The sequence below is a fragment of the Dyadobacter tibetensis Y620-1 genome (assembly GCF_000566685.1).
GTDB classification, from domain to species: domain Bacteria; phylum Bacteroidota; class Bacteroidia; order Cytophagales; family Spirosomataceae; genus Dyadobacter; species Dyadobacter tibetensis.
Window position 1 is genome coordinate 736,026 of the sequence record NZ_AZQN01000003.1, and the last position, 19,307, is coordinate 755,332.

The 19,307-nt window shown below is 47.6% G+C and carries 17 protein-coding genes; 11 read left to right on the forward strand and 6 right to left on the reverse strand.

Annotated features, from left to right (window positions below; genetic code table 11):
- Positions 1 to 8 precede the first annotated feature (8 nt).
- The 5 genes from mazG to X939_RS0110175 all read left to right on the forward strand — a co-directional run bounded on the left by mazG (position 9) and on the right by X939_RS0110175 (position 6,001).
- On the forward strand, positions 9 to 842 hold the full coding sequence (gene mazG, locus X939_RS0110155; protein WP_025763155.1) for a nucleoside triphosphate pyrophosphohydrolase: 834 nt from the start codon (positions 9 to 11) through the stop codon (positions 840 to 842).
- A 101-nt stretch (positions 843 to 943) separates the two neighbouring features.
- Positions 944 to 1,876, forward strand: coding sequence for a sugar ABC transporter substrate-binding protein (locus tag X939_RS0110160; protein WP_025763156.1), 933 nt, complete (start codon positions 944 to 946; stop codon positions 1,874 to 1,876).
- A 118-nt stretch (positions 1,877 to 1,994) separates the two neighbouring features.
- Positions 1,995 to 3,077 carry an L-rhamnose/proton symporter RhaT gene (gene rhaT, locus X939_RS0110165; protein ID WP_025763157.1) on the forward strand — a complete coding sequence of 361 codons (1,083 nt, stop codon included), beginning with the start codon at positions 1,995 to 1,997 and terminating at the stop codon, positions 3,075 to 3,077.
- A 125-nt stretch (positions 3,078 to 3,202) separates the two neighbouring features.
- Positions 3,203 to 4,747, forward strand: coding sequence for a capsule assembly Wzi family protein (locus tag X939_RS0110170; protein ID WP_044198906.1), 1,545 nt, complete (start codon positions 3,203 to 3,205; stop codon positions 4,745 to 4,747).
- Between the two features lie 129 nt (positions 4,748 to 4,876).
- Entirely contained in the window at positions 4,877 to 6,001 is a 1,125-nt protein-coding gene (locus X939_RS0110175; RefSeq protein ID WP_025763160.1) for a DUF6786 family protein, read from the forward strand.
- 154 nt (positions 6,002 to 6,155) lie between these two features.
- On the opposite strand, the gene X939_RS0110180 is transcribed toward X939_RS0110175, so the two are convergent.
- From X939_RS0110180 to panD, 4 genes are all read right to left on the reverse strand, one after another.
- Positions 6,156 to 6,836, reverse strand: a complete 681-nt coding sequence (locus tag X939_RS0110180) for a zinc metallopeptidase (RefSeq protein ID WP_025763161.1) — start codon at positions 6,834 to 6,836, stop codon at positions 6,156 to 6,158.
- Between the two features lie 96 nt (positions 6,837 to 6,932).
- The gene (rfaE2, locus tag X939_RS0110185; protein ID WP_025763162.1) at positions 6,933 to 7,427 is read right to left on the reverse strand and encodes a D-glycero-beta-D-manno-heptose 1-phosphate adenylyltransferase; all 495 of its coding nucleotides are present in this window, start codon (positions 7,425 to 7,427) and stop codon (positions 6,933 to 6,935) included.
- Between the two features lie 126 nt (positions 7,428 to 7,553).
- The gene (locus tag X939_RS0110190; protein WP_025763163.1) at positions 7,554 to 8,579 is read right to left on the reverse strand and encodes a lysylphosphatidylglycerol synthase transmembrane domain-containing protein; all 1,026 of its coding nucleotides are present in this window, start codon (positions 8,577 to 8,579) and stop codon (positions 7,554 to 7,556) included.
- A gap of 30 nt (positions 8,580 to 8,609) precedes the next feature.
- Positions 8,610 to 8,957 (reverse strand): aspartate 1-decarboxylase, encoded by a 348-nt coding sequence (gene panD, locus X939_RS0110195; RefSeq protein WP_025763164.1) that lies wholly within the window; start codon positions 8,955 to 8,957, stop codon positions 8,610 to 8,612.
- 303 nt (positions 8,958 to 9,260) lie between these two features.
- Between panD and X939_RS0110200 the strand changes: the two genes are divergently transcribed.
- The gene (locus tag X939_RS0110200) at positions 9,261 to 10,730 is read left to right on the forward strand and encodes a Gfo/Idh/MocA family protein (RefSeq protein WP_025763165.1); all 1,470 of its coding nucleotides are present in this window, start codon (positions 9,261 to 9,263) and stop codon (positions 10,728 to 10,730) included.
- 76 nt (positions 10,731 to 10,806) lie between these two features.
- On the opposite strand, the gene panC is transcribed toward X939_RS0110200, so the two are convergent.
- Entirely contained in the window at positions 10,807 to 11,649 is an 843-nt protein-coding gene (panC, locus tag X939_RS0110205) for a pantoate--beta-alanine ligase (RefSeq protein WP_025763166.1), read from the reverse strand.
- 225 nt (positions 11,650 to 11,874) lie between these two features.
- Here panC and X939_RS0110210 point away from each other — a divergent pair, with 225 nt between their 5' ends.
- The 5 genes from X939_RS0110210 (at position 11,875) to X939_RS22295 (ending at position 17,674) form a co-directional block, all read left to right on the forward strand.
- Entirely contained in the window at positions 11,875 to 12,681 is an 807-nt protein-coding gene (locus tag X939_RS0110210) for a glycogen/starch synthase (protein ID WP_025763167.1), read from the forward strand.
- Between the two features lie 343 nt (positions 12,682 to 13,024).
- Positions 13,025 to 14,863 carry a glutamine--fructose-6-phosphate transaminase (isomerizing) gene (gene glmS, locus X939_RS0110220; RefSeq protein ID WP_025763169.1) on the forward strand — a complete coding sequence of 613 codons (1,839 nt, stop codon included), beginning with the start codon at positions 13,025 to 13,027 and terminating at the stop codon, positions 14,861 to 14,863.
- 117 nt (positions 14,864 to 14,980) lie between these two features.
- Complete coding sequence (gene gldD, locus X939_RS0110225) at positions 14,981 to 15,592, forward strand: gliding motility lipoprotein GldD (RefSeq protein WP_044198909.1); 612 nt, start codon at positions 14,981 to 14,983, stop codon at positions 15,590 to 15,592.
- A 125-nt stretch (positions 15,593 to 15,717) separates the two neighbouring features.
- Entirely contained in the window at positions 15,718 to 16,329 is a 612-nt protein-coding gene (locus tag X939_RS0110230) for a hypothetical protein (RefSeq protein WP_229236039.1), read from the forward strand.
- Positions 16,330 to 16,504: 175 nt separating this feature from the next.
- The gene (locus X939_RS22295) at positions 16,505 to 17,674 is read left to right on the forward strand and encodes an FG-GAP repeat domain-containing protein (protein WP_044198911.1); all 1,170 of its coding nucleotides are present in this window, start codon (positions 16,505 to 16,507) and stop codon (positions 17,672 to 17,674) included.
- Positions 17,675 to 17,733: 59 nt separating this feature from the next.
- On the opposite strand, the gene X939_RS0110240 is transcribed toward X939_RS22295, so the two are convergent.
- Positions 17,734 to 19,260, reverse strand: a complete 1,527-nt coding sequence (locus tag X939_RS0110240; RefSeq protein ID WP_025763172.1) for a malate:quinone oxidoreductase — start codon at positions 19,258 to 19,260, stop codon at positions 17,734 to 17,736.
- Between the last annotated feature and the right edge of the window lie 47 nt (positions 19,261 to 19,307).

Here is a 19,307-nt window from a genome sequence, read left to right on the forward strand (position 1 = left end):
TTGTCTTTATGGAAAAGAAATTTGATGATTTGTCGGAATCCCGGCAAGGACAGCTGATGGCCTTTGACCGGCTGTTAACCATTATGGACGACCTGCGTGAGAAATGTCCATGGGATAAGAAACAAACGATGGAGAGTCTCCGCCATCTGACCATCGAGGAGACTTATGAACTTTCTGACGCTATTTTGGAGCACGATTTACCCGAGATCCGAAAGGAGTTGGGGGATATCCTGTTACATATTGTTTTTTATGCCAAAATAGGATCGGAGCCCCAGGCAGATAAAGATTATACCTTCGATATTGCAGACGTACTTCATGGAATCAGCGAAAAATTGATTTCCCGTCATCCGCATATTTATGGGGATGTGGTAGCCGAGGACGAACAGGCTGTGAAGCAAAACTGGGAACGGCTTAAACTTAAGGAAGGAAATAAGTCGGTTCTGTCTGGAGTACCGAGCTCCCTTCCGGCTTTGGTAAAAGCCATGCGCGTTCAGGAGAAAGCCAGGGGGGCAGGCTTCGACTGGGACGAAAAGCACCAGGTTTGGGAAAAAGTAGAAGAAGAATTGCAGGAGTTTAAAGAGCATTTTAATATCGCCTCGGGCATGACTATTAACCAAACAGAGGCTGAGGCTGAATTTGGCGACCTGCTCTTTTCTCTGGTGAATTATGCACGCTTCGTAGATATCAACCCTGAAACGGCGCTGGAGCGTACGAATAAGAAGTTTATCCGTCGTTTTCAATTTATGGAGGAGGCCTGCAAGTCTGAAGGAAAGGATCTTCACGACTTAAGTTTGAGTGAAATGGATATTTACTGGGATCGTGCGAAGGCGCAGGGAGTCTGATAAACTTAGCGTTTTCGGTGATTTTTTCTCTTTCAGAGCGAATAGAATTAATCCTTTACTGACTTATGTTAGCCAGTTAAAGGACATAGATAGAGAAAAATATGAAAATATTCAAACTTATTCTGGGGGGGATAGCCCTCACAGGATTGGTCGCCTGTGGCGATCAGGGGAGCAATGAATCGGAAGGAGATCAGATGATCATCGGAGCGAGCATGTTGAGCATGCAAAATGAGTTTGTCGTCAATGTCGCCGACGAAATGGAACGCACCGCCGATTCATTAGGTGTCAAACTGATCCTGGTAGACGCCGAGCGTTCGGCCCTTAAGCAGGTGGAGCAGGTTGAAAGCTTTATTGCTCAAGGCGTAGACGCCATTATTATGAACCCCTGTGAGGTGGAAGCCAGCGCTCCAGCCATTTTGCTGGCCCAGAAGGCCAATATTCCCATCATCAATGTAAACTCTGAGACCAGCGCTGCACCAGACGCTTTCGTGGGTTCCGATGATATAGAATCAGGCCGTATTGCGCTCTCTTACATTAAGGACAGACTAAACGGCGAAGGTAATATCCTGATCATGCACGGCTATATGGGGCAGGCCGCTCAGATAAAACGCGACCAGGGTGCCAAGGAACTAATGGGAGCCAATCCTAAATTAAAGCTTCTAGCAGAGCAAAGCGGAGAATGGGACCGGGCCAAGGCCATGTCGCTTACCGAGAACTGGTTGCAGACCTATGGCGAGAAAGCCCAGGCAATTTTTGCCCATAACGATGAAATGGGTATGGGTGCCGTTAAAGCCCTGGAGGCCGCTGGCAAAAAGGATAAAATTATTGTGGTGAGTATCGATGCCATTCCGGATGCCTTAAATGCCGTTAAAAAAGGAAGCTTAGATGCAACCGTCTTTCAAAATGCCCAGCAGCAGGGAAGCCAGGCCGTCCTGACGGCCCTGAAACTGGCCAAAGGAGAGCCAGTGGAGCAACAGACTTTGATTCCTTTTCAGTTGGTTACAAAGGAAAATATTGGACGGTTTATAAAATAGAAAGGTTTGCTGACCAGCACGGTACAGGATGGACGTTAATTCTTACTATTGCATCTTTCCGGGTAATTAGTGGATAGAATCAATCTTCCGCGTCCTTTCATCCAATATATTTTATTTTATGCAGGCCATTTTAGGTGTACTCTTTCATTTCCTCGGCGGCTTCGCCTCCGGGAGTTTTTATATCCCTTACAAAAAAGTAAAAGGCTGGTCCTGGGAAAGTTATTGGATCGTCGGAGGCTTGTTCTCCTGGCTGGTGGTGCCGCCGTTGGCAGCCTACCTTACCATACCCGACTTTATGGAGATACTCCGTGGTGCCAGCGATACGGTACTATGGGTTACCTTCATCTTTGGGGTATTATGGGGTATCGGTGGACTTACCTATGGGCTGGGCGTACGGTATTTGGGGGTATCCCTGGGCAGCAGTATCATCCTTGGGCTTTGTTCCGTCTTTGGAGCCCTCATCCCTTCCATATATTATTACTATGTGCCAAGCCCCGGAAAGGATACCATTGTAGACTTGTTTACCAATACCTGGGGGCAGATGGTATTACTGGGTTTGCTAATTTGTGTGATCGGAATAGTCATCTGTGGCTGGGCAGGATCTATGAAAGATAAGGATCTGAAAGGAGCCGGAGCAGTGGCCGACGATGGTGAATTTAAGCTGGGACTGGGACTTTTCGTTTCTATAATTTCTGGTATATTAAGTGCTTGTTTCGCTTTCGGGATCGACTCGGGAAAATCTATGGCGGAAGAGGCCAACAGCCTCTGGAAGTCGATGAACCCGATGGAGTCGGGTGAATTTCTCTACCAGAATAACGTTACTTATATTGTAATCATGCTGGGAGGGCTCGCAACCAACTTCCTCTGGTGCATGTATCTGAACTATAGAAATAACAGTTTTGGAGACTATACCAATTCGACAACTCCTTTGGGCGCTAATTATTTGTTTTCGGCCCTGGCCGGTACTACCTGGTTTTTGCAGTTCTTTTTTTACGGTATGGGCGAAAGCAAGCTGGGTAATGGTCCCAGCTCCTGGATTCTGCATATGGCTTTTATTATCTTGGTGGCCAATACCTGGGGACTCATTCTCAACGAGTGGAAGGGAGTAAAAAGAAAAACTTTACTGACCATTTTAACGGGCATTTTAGTGATTATCCTGTCTGTATTAGTGGTGGGATATGGCAATTACCTGCACCAATAGGGTCTATAACCAGACCAATTCTGGCTGTAACCGGACTGGCTCCTAAAATGGGGAGGCAGGTTGGCAGATTAAGTTATTATTGTGGCCGCCTACCTGTTTGTGGAAGCCACTAAAAAGCGACATATTTGAATAAAAATCCACCATCTGGGGTGGTAGTTCCGGGCCCTGCCCATATGTCGGTACCAATGAAGTGTATTTATATTATCCTGGGCGTTTGGCTCTTAGGCTGTATCGGCGGCTGTATCGACCCGGCAAGGGCGCAGTCCACTAAGTCGGCCTTACATACTACTGTTTCCGTTGGTGGTTTTGCCAGTACCGGAGTACAGGCTCCTTTCTGGCTAATGGCAAATCAATATGGAACCACTCCATCGGGTAGTGTGGCGAACGTATATCGGTTTCGTGTTTTTATGCCTTTTGCCCCCGACGACACCAGTCAAACGGCCACTAAGAAAAACTGGGGCTATACCTTTGCTTTGGAGCCCATACTTAATATAGGTAGTGGAAAACCTCAGGGAGTGTTGCCCGAAGCAGAGTTTAGCCTGCGCTATCGTAAAGCGATATTGAGTGTCGGAAGGAGTAAAAACCCTATTGGCTTGCAAGACAGCACACTTTCGTCCGGGTCTATTATTCACGGGCCTAACGCCCTCCCCATGCCCCGGCTGCTGGTATCGACTAAGGGTTTTAGTGTTTTGCCTTTCTGGAATGATATGCTGGCGCTAAACGGAGGTATTGGTATGGGGGTGAATAACGGCACCTACATCAAAAAATCTTATTATCATCAGAAATATCTCTTTCTACGATTAGGGAGAGATGATAAGGCTATACAACTTTATATGGGAGCACATCACGAAGCTATATGGGGAGGGCAAGCAGAATACCTGTTATCCCGCCCCGATTTGGCCAAGGATGGAAAGCTTCCCTCCTCTTTGAAGTACTGGAATAATATTTTATTGGGCACTCGCCCCAGACAGTCAGCCGATTTGGCACCTTTCGATCAGGATTATCGCATTGGCAATCATGTAGGAACCTATCAATTGGCTTTGTCCTGGAGCCTTCCTAAGGGCAAATGGTTGCTATACCACCAACATCCTTTCGAAGATGTCTCAGGGGCGGCCTTGCAAAACCTGCCCGATGGCCTTTATGGTCTTAGCTGGAAGCCGCGTACTGCTAGCCGATTAAAAAATATGGTAGTCGAATATTTGACCACTAATTCTCAAAGCGGTAGTAGCTTTCTGAAGCCGAATTCCATTTTTCAGGGAAATGACAATTATTTTAACCATTCCCAGTATCAGGAGGGATGGTCGTACCGGGGAAGGGGAATCGGTACACCCTTTATATTGCCCGGCCATCAGCTTCGCGAGGAACTGGTGCAGGGCCGTCCCTTTTATTTCCCCAATAATCGGGTGCAGGTATTTTATGTGGCCGCTGAAGCGCAGATATCGTCCCGGCTTATGCTGCAGACCAAGGTGTCACATACTCGCAATAAGGGTACTTTCGACTATCCTTTCGATAAGGTGATAGGACAGACTTCCTGGGTAGTTTCGGGAGATGCCCTCATTAGTCCCCGCCAGATGATCTATGCCAAAGCGGCCCTGGCTCTTGACCGGGGCAAGCTATTACCCACCAATACTGGTTTACATATCTCTGTGTATAAGACCTTCCAATTTTGAATTAACTACCGGAGAAACTCTGGGAGCTTAAAATATTTGGCTCAGAGGCCTTCCTAGATTGAAATGGCGTATACAAAGATGAAAACAAGTAATAATGCAACCTAAGACTATCAATAATCTGACCATAACATGACACCGTCCGTACATACATTTGAAAGTGATATCCAGTTTTTACGAAAATATCAGGAAGTATTACTGCTACAAGCGACCGATAATCCCGGGGCTCAGGTTGCCGTTCTGCCTGCCTTTCAGGGGCGGGTGATGACGAGCACCGCTGGAGGTTCCCAGGGAGCTAGTTATGGGTGGGTCAATTACGACCTCATAGAGTCGGGCGAGAAGCTTCCGCATATGCATGCCTATGGAGGAGAGGACCGACTATGGCTTTCTCCTGAAGGTGGGCAGTATTCCATCTATTTCGCCCCCGGAGCCCCCTTTACCTTTGACCATTGGCAGACTCCGTCCGTTATCGATACAGAGCCTTTTGTTACGGTCAATCAGGGGCCACACTGGGCCGTTTTTAGTAAAGATACCAGCCTGGTAAACCACTCCGGCACCCGCTTCGACCTGCGTATTGGTAGGGAGGTAAGGGTGCTGAGTAGGGAAGAGGCCGCCCGATATCTCCAGATAGGGACTTTGTCGGACCTGGAAATGGTGGGCTATGAATCGGTCAACAGCCTTACCAATCTGGGTGAGGATTGGAACAGGAATACTGGAGCTTTGGGGATCTGGATACTAGGAATGTTTCAGTCGTCTGCAGATGCCACAATACTCGTTCCATTCGAAGGAGAGCCGGGGCAGGGGCTCACGACTGACTATTTCGGACCGATTCCTGCCGAACGACTGGAGGTAGAGGGGCAAACCATTCTTCTGTCCGCCGATGGGAAATGCCGAAGTAAAATCGGCCTTAGACCTGGCAATGCTACCCCCTTTCTGGGGAGCTACGATACCGCAGCGGGTAGGCTCACCTTGGTTCAGTGCGATCTGAATCCAGAGGGCCACTATCTTAAGTCGACCTGGGAACATCATCAGGATCCGTACCAGGGCGATGTCCTGAATGCCTATAACGATGGGCCCTTCGAAGATGGTAGCCAGATGGGGCCGTTTTATGAACTGGAATCCAGCTCTTCAGTGCAGTTTCTAAAGCACAAGGAGAGTCTTTCTCATATCCACCGCACCTATCACTTCACCGGAAATACTGCTAAGTTGGATGCTCTGGCTCAACAATTTCTGAAAATTTCTCTGGCCGAATTATAGCCATAATCCTGGCATGAGGTGCTGCCATTTTAGGAGATAATATACGATAAATCATATAGGGCCAAAATCATTTCTAAAATGAGTCTAGGTCTATAAACGAAACAAGACCGGTCGCTTCGACCGGTCTTGTTTCGTTTATAGTTATTTATGTTGCCTAGTCGCGACGACCCATCAGCAAGCTGACATAATAAAGCAAGGTAGCCAGTGAACCCAATGCTGCCACAAGGTAGGTGCGGGCTGCCCACTTCAGCGCATCTGCTGACATCACATATTCTCTTTCATTAACGATGCCGTTGGACTTGATCCAGGCCAGCGCCCTGTTGCTCGCGTCGTATTCTACCGGTAGGGTAACGAAGCTAAACAGGGTAGTTACCGCAAATAATGCCACACCAATGGTCAGAGGAATCACCGATGTATTGATCATGATAATCCCCAGAAGGATGATCCATTGCATATATTTCGAGGAAATGGTCAGGAAAGGGACCATTTTAGAACGCATGCCCAGCCAGGCGTAAGCCGTGGCATGCTGTACGGCATGTCCACACTCGTGGGAGGCTACAGCCGCTGCGGCTACACTACGTCCATGATAAACGTCCGGACTTAGATTGACCGTTTTGTCCTGTGGATTATAATGATCGGTAAGCCGGCCCTCTACGGATAGCACCCGAACATCGAAGATATTGCTGGCCCTGAGCATGGCTTCGGCAATTTCCTTGCCACTCATACCGTTACTTAGACCTACCTGAGAGTACTCCTCAAACTTTTTCTTTAATCGCCACTGCACATACATGCTGATGGCCATGACGATAATACCAATAAAATATGCACCTGCCATAATCGTATCTTTTTTGGGTTCTAGTTATAATTGAAACGCTATAGATCGCTAAGATATATAAAGGGATGGCATATTTTTAATACGCTGTCAACTTTGTCAATAGCCTTGTTTTATCTTTTCGATCAATGCCGAAGTGGAATAACCTTGTACTAAAGCAATGGTTTTTACCTCTCCACCACGTGCCAATACAAAATCTGATCCAGCGATTGTTTCGACTGTATAATCGTCACCTTTTACCAAAATGTCAGGTTTTACAGCTTCGATAAGCTGACTGGGAGTGGGTTCATCGAACAAAATGACAGCATCTACAAATGTCAAAGCCGCCATCAATCTAGCCCTGGCATACTCATTGACCACCGGACGCAGGGGGCCTTTAAGGCGGCTTACGGAGGCATCGGTATTCAGGCCTAGCACCAGGCGATCGCCAAGGGCATGTGCCTTTTCCAGATAATCTATATGTCCTAAATGAACGATATCGAAGCATCCATTGGTGAATACCACCTTTTGTCCGGCCTGTTGCCAGCCTGCTATAGTCTCCATAGCGGCTTCCAGATTTTGAATTTTGCTTTCTGTAGAATAGTTGGGATCCATGAGCTCTAATTAAGAAATAATGTAAGGGGATAGATTGGTAATAGCTGCCTGTAATACGACAAGAAGACTCCTGCAGGCTAGCAGAACCGGATTTTGTATGCCATAAAGCTTAATACAGAACTGCTTCTAAGATTGTGCCAACGGGATGGAGTTTTCCTCTTTGTCCTTTTTAGGTTGCTTGATCAGTACAAATAAGAATGCCAGGGCACCGACGATCAGCATAAAAAGCATTTGGGCTCCGTGTATAAATGTAGCCAGGGTGATGCCATCGGCCTTCGTAAGCCCATACAGCACCATGACATTCCCTACCAGAAGGTGGTAGGCTCCAATTCCTCCTTGAGTAGGGGCCGTCATTCCTATGGCTCCTACCACCAGCAGGGTAAGACCGGCCAGGGGACCCAGGTCTGAAGTTTCGGGAATACAGAAGAAAAGTACGTAGGATACCAGATAATATAGTACCCAGATCAGCACGGTACTAAAGATAAACAGGCCGGGGTTACGTAGTTTTTTTATAGTAAGTAGCCCTTCTAACATGCCTTGGGCGAATTCTACAATCTTTGCGATCAGCTTGTTAGCCAACAGTTTTTGTTGGAATGATTTGTTCCTGAGCAGCACCCAGGCGCCGGCCATTAGGGCCAGGGCCGGGATGGCCAGCCACCAGGCCGGATTAGGGCCCGCCTGGCCTCCCGCTTTACTCTGAATAAGGTCCGTGAAAAATGTACTTAATCGGTCAAATTCCAGGATGAAATTTAAGCCAATCAGAATCAATAGGATTATAACGTCGAATATCCGTTCTGCGACAACCGTGCCAAAGCTCTGATTAACGGGGACGTCTTCCAGCCTGTTGAGCGTACCGCAGCGGGTTACTTCCCCCATTCTTGGAACTATATAGTTAGCGAAATAGCCGGTCAGCACCGATACGCTGCTATTGGTAAGGCTGGGGCGAAAACCTAAAGGTTCCATAAGCATATTCCAGCGCCAGGCTCTGGTGACGTGAGCCCCCAGCAGAAAGATGCAGGATAGCACAATCCATTTCCAGTCGGCTTCTACGAAACGATCGAGCATCTGAGCCAGATCAATGTCCTTGAAAACATACCAGATCAGCCCACCGGCCAGTCCAAGAGAAATAATGTAACGGAGTATGCTTTTCATATAGTCAGGAGTGGAGGTAGGTGTGGCGGGCTAAACCAATTGATTATTATGGTCTGGAAATACAACCTTAGGCTTGAAAGTCTTGGCCTCTTCTTCGCTCATGCTGCCATAAGCGATAATGATCACAATATCTCCGATCTGTACCCTGCGTGCTGCCGCCCCGTTCAGACAAATCATCCCCGATTTACGTTCCCCTTTGATGACGTAGGTGACAAAGCGCTCGCCGTTATTATTATTGACGATATGTACTTGCTCATTCTCGAGCAGGCCTGCAGCGTCCATCAGATCTTCATCAATGGTGATGCTTCCTACATAATTAAGTTCAGCCTGAGTCACCTTCACCCGGTGTATCTTAGACTTCATGAGTGTTATTTGCATTCCTGAGTGCTTCTCGTTGAAAATGAAATTGAATAGGATTATTCCGTACAAAGTTAAGGGATAATACCCTAGCCTTCAAAACGGTTTTGGACTACTATGGGTTCATTTTCCTGATTTGGCAAAAAAAGTGTCCCCTAAATATTCCTGTTATTTCTTCTTTGCTGGCATTTACTAAGAGAAAATATTAGTTTAGGAGGTCGTAGTACTTTTTGTTCTACTGGCCGTTATTACGATGATAATGTCAGTATGAAAAACATGCTAAATGCTTTTATGATCGCATACGTATATTTTAACTAATCAGTCATGAGTGAAGGAAAAAAAATAAATCAGGTTTCCCGCCGCGATTTTCTCCAAAAAAGTACGGCAGCTGCCTTGGGTAGCTTTTTTATAGTGCCCCGCCATGTTCTTGGTAAGGGGTTTACTGCCCCGAGTGATAAGTTGAATCTGGCAGCTGTTGGCGTTGGCGGAAAGGGATTTTCCGATATTACCAATGCATGGAATAACGGAGCAGAAAATGTAGTAGCCCTCTGCGATGTGGACTTTAATTATGGCAAAAAATGTTTCGATAAATTTCCAGCTGCCAAGCAGTATAAGGACTACCGCAAGATGCTCCAGGAGATGGACAAGGACATCGATGCCGTAGTAATCAGTACGCCCGATCATACGCATGCGGTAATCGCCATGGCGGCTATGCAGGCTGGTAAGCATGTGTATGTACAAAAACCCCTGACACACGATATTTATGAGGCCCGAAAGCTGACAGAAGCGGCACGACAATACAAATCCGTTACGCAGATGGGTAATCAGGGTGCTTCTAACCCTGGGCAGCAACAAATGGTGGACTGGTTTAAGAAAGGAATGATCGGGAAAGTAAGCGATGTGGAAATCTGGACGAATCGTCCGGTATGGCCCCAGGGCATTCCCGTTCCCGATCAAAAAGCACCAGTGCCAGGTACTCTGGATTGGGATTTGTTTATTGGGCCTGCCGATTTCGTAGACTACACGCCGGCCTACCATCCCTTTAAGTGGAGAGGCTGGTGGAACTTTGGTACCGGTGCCCTGGGTGATATGGGCTGCCACCTTATCGATTCCCCTTTCCGCATTCTGGAGCTGGACTACCCAACGGCAGTAGAATGTAGCGTAGGATCGGTATTTATCAAGGACTGGACCCCAGAATATATACCAGAAGGATGCCCTCCGTCCTCAAGGGTTGAAATCCGTTTCCCTGCCACCAAAGTGAACAAGACGGAATTGAAAATGACCTGGCATGATGGTGGCCTGCGCCCCTTCCATCCCGACTGGATTCCGGCCGACGAACCACTAGGAGAAGATGACAGTAGCAATGGGGTGCTGATGATCGGAGAAAAAGGAGTGATGACCTGTGGTACCTATGGCCGCAATCCGAAAATCTATATGAAAAACGGTGAGAAAATTGAGATGAAAAAAGGTGCTTTCGAGAATAAATACTCGCCCATGCCCGAATATGGTCACCAGACCTCCTGGACCGATGCGTGCAAGGCAGGCTTTAACAGCAAGGAACATAAGGCCCTGACTTCTAGCTTCGATTACTCCGGCCCACTTACCGAGACCGTGTTGATGGGTAACCTGGCTATCCGCAGCTATAACTACCGCACGGCCCGGGAGAATGGAAAGGGATTTGATTATCCGGGGCGCAAGAAGTTGCTTTGGGATGGCAAGACTATGAAGATTACCAATTTCCAAGAGGGCAATCAGTTTGTAAAGCGCGACTACCGGGGCGACTGGAAATTATAATGACTTAGAAAAGGAAGTTTTAATTCCCAATATATAGGATTCAGAAGGCCGTTCAGCATTGGTTGAGCGGCCTTTGCTATATCAGTAGGTTGTCTATTAGCCGCACCGATCCGAGGTAAATGGCGATGCATAGGGCCGCTTCCTGGCTTTTGTTGTAGCGCTCAAGAGGCTGGAGGGTCTTGGGGTCCACCACTTCAAAATAGTCGAGCCGGAAGTCGGCAGTAGAGGCAAAGTAGGCTACAAGTGCCTCACTGACTCCTGCTATAGGCATACCTTCTTCCAGGTGCTGCCTGGCCAGCGAGAGTTGTTCAAATACCAGAGGAGCTCGTTGCCGCTCTATGGTTGACAGGCGCTGGTTGCGGGAAGAAAGTGCCAGGCCAGTAGGCTCCCGCAAGGTGGGAACCACCACCAGGTCGATGGGGAAGGACAGGTCTTCTACGAGCTGCTTTATGATGGCTACCTGTTGTAGGTCTTTTTGCCCGAAATAAGCGCGGTCAGGCAGAGTAATATGAAAGAGCTTGGATACGACTATCCCTACTCCATTAAAGTGCCCTGGGCGCGATTTTCCTTCCATCACCGTTTCCAGAGGTCCGAAGTCTAGCCGAAGCTGGCTTGGGACTGGATATATCTCAGCTACCTCGGGGACAAAGGCGATATGGCAGCCCGCTTTGCGGAGCAAGTCCAGATCCTGTTCTTCTGTCCGGGGGTACTTGGCTAGGTCTTCCCGGTTATTGAACTGGGTTGGATTTACAAAAATGCTGCAAACCACCAGGTCGTTATCCGCCAGGGCCTGGCTTATCAGGGAGAGGTGGCCCTGATGAAGTGCCCCCATGGTGGGCACCAGGCCGATCTGTTGTCCTTGGTTACGCGCTTGCTTTAGATGGACTTGTAATTCAGAGACAGTGGTAAAAACGTGCATTTAGCAAAATTGTAGTACTCGGATAAAGGAGAAAAGAAGAGCCGCCAGGACTGGCCCCATTATTCTTTTAAAACAGGGTTGAATGCCTGATCCGCCGGCAATACAGCCCGGCTGAATCCAGGGAAAATGCCTGCAATATCATAATTAGTTTGGAATATCTTTTGAAAATGCGATTTTTTTTGTATAATTTTGCAAAACTTTTTTTCACAAACTGCTAATGATCTAATGGAGAAACTACGAATTTTGTATGTAGCCAGTGAAATAAATCCTTTCCTTCAAACTTCCGATGTAGCGGATTACGTGCGCCGATTGCCACAAGCTATGCAGGAGCGAGGAGCCGAAATTAGGATTTTGGTCCCAAGATTTGGTCTTATTAATGAGCGCAAAAACCGGCTTCATGAAGTAGTTAGACTCTCAGGAATAAATATTACCGTTGGAGACGAAGAAAAACCTTTGATTATCAAGGTTGCCTCTATTCCAAACGCTAAATTACAAGTTTATTTCATCGACAACGACGATTATTTCCACCGTAAATCTGTTTTCGTAGACAAAGAAAACAATTTTTATGATGACAACGACGAACGGGCTATTTTCTTTTGCAAAGGAGTACTCGAAACGGTTAAGAAATTAGGCTGGGCTCCCGATGTCGTGCATTGCAACGACTGGATGACCGCCCTGATTCCCATGTACCTGAAAACAACTTATCGGAACGACCCGATGTTTAAGGATACCAAAAGCGTATTTACCGTACATAATAATGCCTTTGATTATAAATTTGACGCCGACCTTCAGTCTAAAGCAAAAGCGATGGATGTAAGCGATGAGGCACTTGCCCATTTACATAGCGCCGATTTCGAAGGATTTGTTAAAATTGGCTGTGCTTATGCCGACGCGGTGCTGAAAGCCGAAGAAAATTGCGGTGAGCTGCTGAATCAAATCTTTAACGATACGCCTAAACGTGTAGAGTTGGACGAAGAAGATGAAAAATTCTCAGAGTCGTACTACAATCTGTATACCGATTTGCTTAACTAAGCATTGAACGCATTCGTTTTATAACGCCCTTCCTGACGGTTGGGCGTTATTTTTTTGCCCTTATTTTTCCAGCCAATTCCAAATTAATCCTATAAACCCCTGCGTTCTGCAGGGCTTATGTTCTTGATTCCTTCGGCTACACTTAAGGAAAACAGGAGGGGAGTCTGTGAGAAGATTTATATTTTTTAAATTAAAATAATTTAAAAAATGCCTGTGTTCGTGCACGATAGTCAAAAACACTTCTTTAAATATTTCAATAAATAGATCATTTGAAATAGCCCTGATTTTGATCTTAATTTGCAACATACGCATTCTATCAAATTCATCTAAATAAAGAAATAATATGTGTGGAATAGTAGCTTATGTAGGCGGCCAACCCGCCTATCCGATTGTAGTTAAGGGGTTGAAGCGCTTGGAATATCGGGGTTATGACAGTTCAGGAGTGGCATTGGTAGACAATGGTCAATTGAATATATACAAGAAAAAAGGCAAGGTTACAGAATTAGAAAATCTGATGGAGGGCAAAGATAAGTCTTCTACCGTGGGCATGGGACATACCCGTTGGGCCACTCATGGGGAGCCTAACGACCGAAATGCACACCCCCATCCTTCTAATGACCATTCCATTGCTATCATCCATAATGGCATTATAGAAAATTACGCCTCTATCAGGCAGAATCTCCTGGGCAAAGGGCATCAATTCGTCAGCGATACGGATACCGAGGTGCTCATTCATTTTATCGAAGAGATTCGCAGGGAGACAGGGCAGAGCCTGGAGGCTTCCGTTCGCATCGCCCTGAAAGAGGTGGTAGGCGCCTATGCCATTGTGATCATGGATCAGGAAAACCCCACTCAGCTCATCGCTGCAAGGAAAGGTAGTCCGCTGGTGATTGGGATCGGGAAGGATGAATTTTTCTTTGCTTCCGACGCCACCCCCATCGTAGAGTACACCAAAGAGGTGGTGTATCTGGACGACTACCAGGTGGCAGTGGTAAGCCATGGGGAGCTGACAATCAGCGATCTGGACAACCTGCCTGCTATCCCTTATATCCAGACCCTGGAGCTTGAGCTGGAAGCCATTGAAAAGGGGGGCTACGACCACTTTATGCTGAAGGAAATTTTTGAACAGCCCCGCTCCATTGCCGACAGCATGAGAGGCCGGTCCAATGCTTCTGAAGGGACCTTGCAGTTAGGGGGGCTCAATCATTATATGGATAAGCTGGCTCAGGCCGAAAGAATAGTGATTGTAGCCTGCGGCACTTCATGGCATGCAGGCCTGGTGGCCGAATATTTATTTGAAGAACTGGCACGAATCAACGTAGAGGTGGAGTATGCCTCCGAATTCCGGTATCGCAATCCGGTAATAGGCGAAAACGACGTGGTGATTGCGATATCCCAGTCGGGAGAAACGGCTGATACCCTGGCGGCCATCGAGATCGCTAAGCAAAAAGGTGCAACCATTTTTGGGGTTTGCAATGTAGTAGGCTCATCCATAGCCCGGGCGACGCATGCAGGGGCCTATACCCATGCCGGTCCGGAAATAGGGGTGGCCAGTACCAAGGCCTTCACTGCCCAGGTTACCGTTCTTACCCAGATCGCCATCGCCGTTGCCAAACGCAAGGGTGTCCTTCAGGAGAACATCTATCGTCAGCTGCTGATTGAGCTGGAAACGATTCCGGAAAAGGTTCAGCAGCTGCTCGAAAATGCGGATAAAGTCAAAGAAATTGCATTTATCTTTACCTATGCCCGTAATTTTATCTATCTCGGACGCGGACTTAACTTTCCGGTAGCACTGGAAGGTGCGCTTAAACTGAAGGAGATTTCTTATATCCATGCCGAGGGGTATCCGGCAGCCGAAATGAAACATGGCCCTATCGCCCTGATTGATGAGGATATGCCCGTGGTGTTTTTGGCGACCAAAGATGGCTCCTATGACAAGATCGTCTCCAATATTCAGGAAGTGAAAGCCCGGAAGGGAAGGGTGATTGCCATCGTGACTGAGGGCGATGAGCTGATTCCTGGGATGGTCGATTTCGTAATTGAGGTCCCTCCCGTACACGAAATTTTGGTACCCCTGCTCTCGGTGATACCCCTGCAGCTGCTATCGTATTATATTGCCGTGATGCGCGGACGTAATGTCGATCAACCCCGCAACCTCGCCAAGTCGGTTACGGTAGAATAGGCTTATAGGCTTCTCCGCAGTTGAAATCGGTTTTTTTTCGGTTCTCCGGGGGAGTCTTACCAAATATTTCAAGAATGTTTTCGTTAGCTTTGTGACTCTTCAAAAGCTTTACACGGAATGACCTTAAGAGATATTTATAAGGCGTTATTCGCCATGGCATTAACTTTCGTATTGATCAGTTGCGGCTCAGGTGAAGAAGCTTACTACGCACCCAAACCGAAAGGTTTCAACCGAATTGTTCTCCCCAGCCATCAATATCAACCACTTGAAGAGAAATATCCCTACCAATTTGCCGTATCGAAATGGGCGCAGGTGTTGCCCGATACCTTTAAAACGGCCGGCAAGGACTGGATATTTATCCACTATCCGGCATTTCAGGCCAATATTCAGATCACCTATAAACCCATAGGGAAAAAAGAAGGGCATTTAAAGGAGTTTATCGACGATGCCTATAAACTGGCGGCCAAGCACCAGATAAGGGCCTCTTCAATTCAGGAGCGCCGGGTACTTTCTAAAAGTGGTAAGACGGCCATTATTTTTAAAATAGAAGGGGATGTACCCAGTCCTTACCAATTTTACACGACCGATAGCACGAGCCATTTCCTGAGAGGAGCCATCTATTTTCCTACTGCTGTGAAAAATGATTCCCTGGCCCCTGTCATCGACTTTATAGAGGCCGATATGATTCAGCTCCTAAACACCCTCTCCTGGAAGGAAAATCAGGAGTGAAGTTGTACTCCAGGTATTTACACTTATCTTTGATTTGTTTAACACGCTCCCATTAGGTCATGGCCAGAAAGCCTCCAAAGAATCAGCTTCCCCTCGATTTTACTGTGCATGGAAACAGGATTATTATGAATCTGGGTAGCCCCCCGCAGCAGGCGGCGGCTGAGGAGCTCTTCGAGGGGCTTCTCAAGGGGCAATGGCAGTTGGAGCCCGCCGGAGAATTTGCCGATATTTCTTTCGCTCAGGAGGTGATAGATTCTCTTGCCCTAAGGTTACCCTATCCGGAGGAAGTACGAATTGCCCAGCTAAAAAGCACAGATAGCAATTTTGAAGCTTTCTCGGCGCTTTTCCATCAGAAGGGATGGATATTTTTAAGAGCCGGAGCCGACACCTATGAAATTAATTATTACCGCCATTTGCTAACCGCTTCCTTAGGTTTGCAGGGTTTATATACTACCGAAGCTTCTTTACAGTTGAGGGCTGAGCAACTGGTTTTCGATCTGCTACTACCAGCTACGGAGGTAGAGAGTTTCTTTCGGGCCGATATTGTAAAAATCCCCGCCTTTCTGGCCGCTGATATAGCCAGTCATTTCCATGTACCCTTTCCAGTTGTCCTCAGGAGGGCCTTACAGCTCGCGCTGATTTCGGATGTACAGTATCAAAATTTTATGGCCGTTAGGCCCGAGTCCCACACCAAACCCCGGGACTTGTTTGTGGCCCAGGATGGTGACAACAGCTAAAAATTAGGCTAAGGCCGTCTCTGAAGGCGGGCCACTGATATTTTATGGGTTAGGTGGGCCTGTTTTATAAGTGCCAGATCCGATTGAGGAGTTTTTGTATGATGATGTCTTTGCTATGAAGCCATGAACAGGAAGCGCAGGTGTTTCCTGCCCGGCTTCTAAACCTTAAGAAAATATGAAAGCATGCACCTTATTCCTGTCCTTCCTAGCCATAGGTCTGCTGGCAGGGACTCCGCTCCGGGCTCAGAAAGCCGGGGAAGAATCTGATTTTATTAAAACTCCGCTTACCACGCGTTTCATTTCTGAGGGCGCTACCGTGGGAGATGTCAACAGGGATGGGAAACCCGATGTTTTGGCTGGAGCCTACTGGTTTGAAGCTCCCCATTGGACCCCGCATGAATTGGCCAAGCCCGACACCTTTCAGGTAGTGGGCAGCTACAGCGACTCTTTCCTTGATTTTGCCATGGATGTCAATCAGGATGGCTGGGTAGACCTCATTCGCATCGATTGGCCCGGGAAGCCGGCCTATTGGCACGAAAACCCTAAAGGAGTAGGAGGACATTGGCCCCGCCATATGATTCATTCTTCCGTAGGCAATGAGTCTCCGATCTTTGTAGATATGGACGGAGACGGAAGGGAGGATCTTCTATGTAACGATCCGACCAGCAAAGAAGTGATTTGGCTTAAGTCGCCGGTGCAACTAGGGGCTACCAGCTGGACCAAATTCGTGATCAGTAGTCAGCCCGATCGGGCCACCCATATGTACACCCATGGGCTGGGATATGGCGATATAGATGGAGATGGACGGAAAGATGTGCTGGTGAAAAATGGATGGTGGAAAGGGCCAGATGATATATATAATGGGCAGTGGACTTTTACAGAGGCTGATCTGGGGCAGGATTGCTCACAGATGTATGTGTTGGACCTCAATGGGGATGGTCGGAACGATGTGCTCTCGGCTTCTGCCCATGCCTATGGCATCTGGTGGCATGAGCAGGGGATAAATGCACAGGGAGAGGCCACCTGGAAGCATCATCTGATCGATAGCACCTATTCGCAGACCCATGGCCTGGCCCTGGCCGATATCAACGGAGATGGACATATAGACTTCGTTACCGGTAAGCGGTACTTTGCCCATAGTGGAAAAGATCCCGGGGGTAAGGAGCCGGCCGTGATCTATTGGTATGCCTATCAGCCAGGTAAGACACCCCGTTGGAAGCGCCACCTGATCGATCAGGATTCTGGCGTAGGCCTGCATGTTACCATTGAAGATCTTAATAAGGACGGCAAGCCCGATGTGGTAACGGGGAATAAAAAGGGGGTCCGGGTATTTATACAGAAGTGAAATGGACAAAAAAAAGGGCAGCACCGTCGGGTCTGCCCTTTTTTTATAAAGCTGATATGTCAGACGAAAAACTCTTCCTCAAAATGGGAAGTGCCTAGCTCCAGAGTGGCGCTGGTGCGGGTGCGGGTAGCCCGGAGCAACGCGGCATTCTCGGCAAGAGACTGCCCATAGGAGGGGATCATCTTTTTGAAGGCTGTATTCCATTCCCGGCTGTCGGCTTGTTCTTTAAAGCATCTATGTACCAGTTCGATCATAATAGATACAGCGGTAGAAGCTCCTGGAGAAGCGCCCAGTAAGCAGGCCAGCGATCCGTTGGCCGCAGTGACCATTTCGGTGCCGAACTCCAGTACCCCACCTTCTTTTTTGTCCTTCTTGATTACCTGCACGCGCTGACCGGCTTTTTCAAGTTTCCAGTCTTCCAAACGCGCCTCTGGTAAATATTCCCGTAATGCATTTAGCCTGTCCTGAGGGGACTGGCGCACCTGGTCAATCAGATATTTGGTCAGCGGAATATTATGGATCCCAGCAGAAAGCATGGGCTTGATATTATTAAGTTTGATGGAAAGAGGCAGATCCAGATAAGAACCATTTTTCAGGAATTTGGTGGAGAAGCCTGCATAAGGGCCAAAAAGCAGGGCTTGCTTACCGTCGATCATACGGGTATCCAGATGCGGAACTGACATAGGAGGAGAACCCACGGCAGCCTTTCCATATACCTTGGCCTGGTGGCGCTCTATCAATGTCGGGTTGGTACATACCAACCATTGCCCGCTTACCGGGAAGCCTCCGAAGCCCTTTCCTTCAGGAATATTCGATTTTTCGAGCAAAGGCAGAGACCCACCTCCTGCGCCGATGAATACGAATTTAGACTTCACCTTAAAACTCTTGCCCGTTTCCCGGTTTTCTATTTTTAGTGCCCAGCCTCCATCTTTTTCTTTAAGCTTCTCAACTTCGTGGTTCAGATATAAATTTACGCCTTCCTGTTTTTCCAGATACTGGAACATATGGCGGGTCAAGGCTCCAAAGTTCACGTCGGTGCCCAGTTCCATTTTGGTAGCAGCTACTGGCTGGCCCGGATCGCGACCTTCCATGATCAGGGGTACCCAGCGTCTGATCTCTTCCTGATCTTCGGTGTACTCCATCCCTTCGAATAAATGATGGCTGGTGAGCTGCTGGTGGCGGGTTTTTAAAAAGGAGACATTGTCCTTTCCCCAGACAAAACTGATATGGGGGATGTGATGAATGAAATCTTCGGGAGAGTCTATAATGTCGTTCTCTACCAGGAAAGACCAAAACTCTTTAGATACCTCGAAGGACTCCGCAATTTTGATGGCTTTGTTAATGTCCACCGTCCCATCTGCTTTCTGGGGCGTGTAGTTAAGCTCACAAAAGGCGGAATGTCCTGTTCCTGCATTATTCCAGGCATCCGAGCTTTCTGCCGTTACGCGATCCAACCGTTCGAAGATGGAAATGGTACAAGATGGGTTTAATTTTTTGAGCAATACGCCAAGTGTAGCACTCATTATGCCCGCTCCAATCAAAACAACGTCCTGGGCTGGTACTTTGTTGGTCTTATCTGTGGCCATTGAAAACAAATTTTATATGATTGAGTCGTAACTCGGAAAAATCCTAT

Coding starts and splice junctions, on each gene's coding strand:
- mazG (WP_025763155.1), top strand. CDS start 9: ATGGAAAAGAAATTTGATGATTTGTCGGAATCCCGGCAAGGACAGCTG.
- X939_RS0110160 (WP_025763156.1), top strand. CDS start 944: ATGAAAATATTCAAACTTATTCTGGGGGGGATAGCCCTCACAGGATTG.
- rhaT (WP_025763157.1), top strand. CDS start 1,995: ATGCAGGCCATTTTAGGTGTACTCTTTCATTTCCTCGGCGGCTTCGCC.
- X939_RS0110175 (WP_025763160.1), top strand. CDS start 4,877: ATGACACCGTCCGTACATACATTTGAAAGTGATATCCAGTTTTTACGA.
- X939_RS0110180 (WP_025763161.1), bottom strand. CDS start 6,836: ATGGCAGGTGCATATTTTATTGGTATTATCGTCATGGCCATCAGCATG.
- rfaE2 (WP_025763162.1), bottom strand. CDS start 7,427: ATGGATCCCAACTATTCTACAGAAAGCAAAATTCAAAATCTGGAAGCC.
- X939_RS0110190 (WP_025763163.1), bottom strand. CDS start 8,579: ATGAAAAGCATACTCCGTTACATTATTTCTCTTGGACTGGCCGGTGGG.
- panD (WP_025763164.1), bottom strand. CDS start 8,957: ATGCAAATAACACTCATGAAGTCTAAGATACACCGGGTGAAGGTGACT.
- X939_RS0110200 (WP_025763165.1), top strand. CDS start 9,261: ATGAGTGAAGGAAAAAAAATAAATCAGGTTTCCCGCCGCGATTTTCTC.
- panC (WP_025763166.1), bottom strand. CDS start 11,649: ATGCACGTTTTTACCACTGTCTCTGAATTACAAGTCCATCTAAAGCAA.
- X939_RS0110210 (WP_025763167.1), top strand. CDS start 11,875: ATGGAGAAACTACGAATTTTGTATGTAGCCAGTGAAATAAATCCTTTC.
- glmS (WP_025763169.1), top strand. CDS start 13,025: ATGTGTGGAATAGTAGCTTATGTAGGCGGCCAACCCGCCTATCCGATT.
- gldD (WP_044198909.1), top strand. CDS start 14,981: ATGACCTTAAGAGATATTTATAAGGCGTTATTCGCCATGGCATTAACT.
- X939_RS0110230 (WP_229236039.1), top strand. CDS start 15,718: ATGAATCTGGGTAGCCCCCCGCAGCAGGCGGCGGCTGAGGAGCTCTTC.
- X939_RS22295 (WP_044198911.1), top strand. CDS start 16,505: ATGAAAGCATGCACCTTATTCCTGTCCTTCCTAGCCATAGGTCTGCTG.
- X939_RS0110240 (WP_025763172.1), bottom strand. CDS start 19,260: ATGGCCACAGATAAGACCAACAAAGTACCAGCCCAGGACGTTGTTTTG.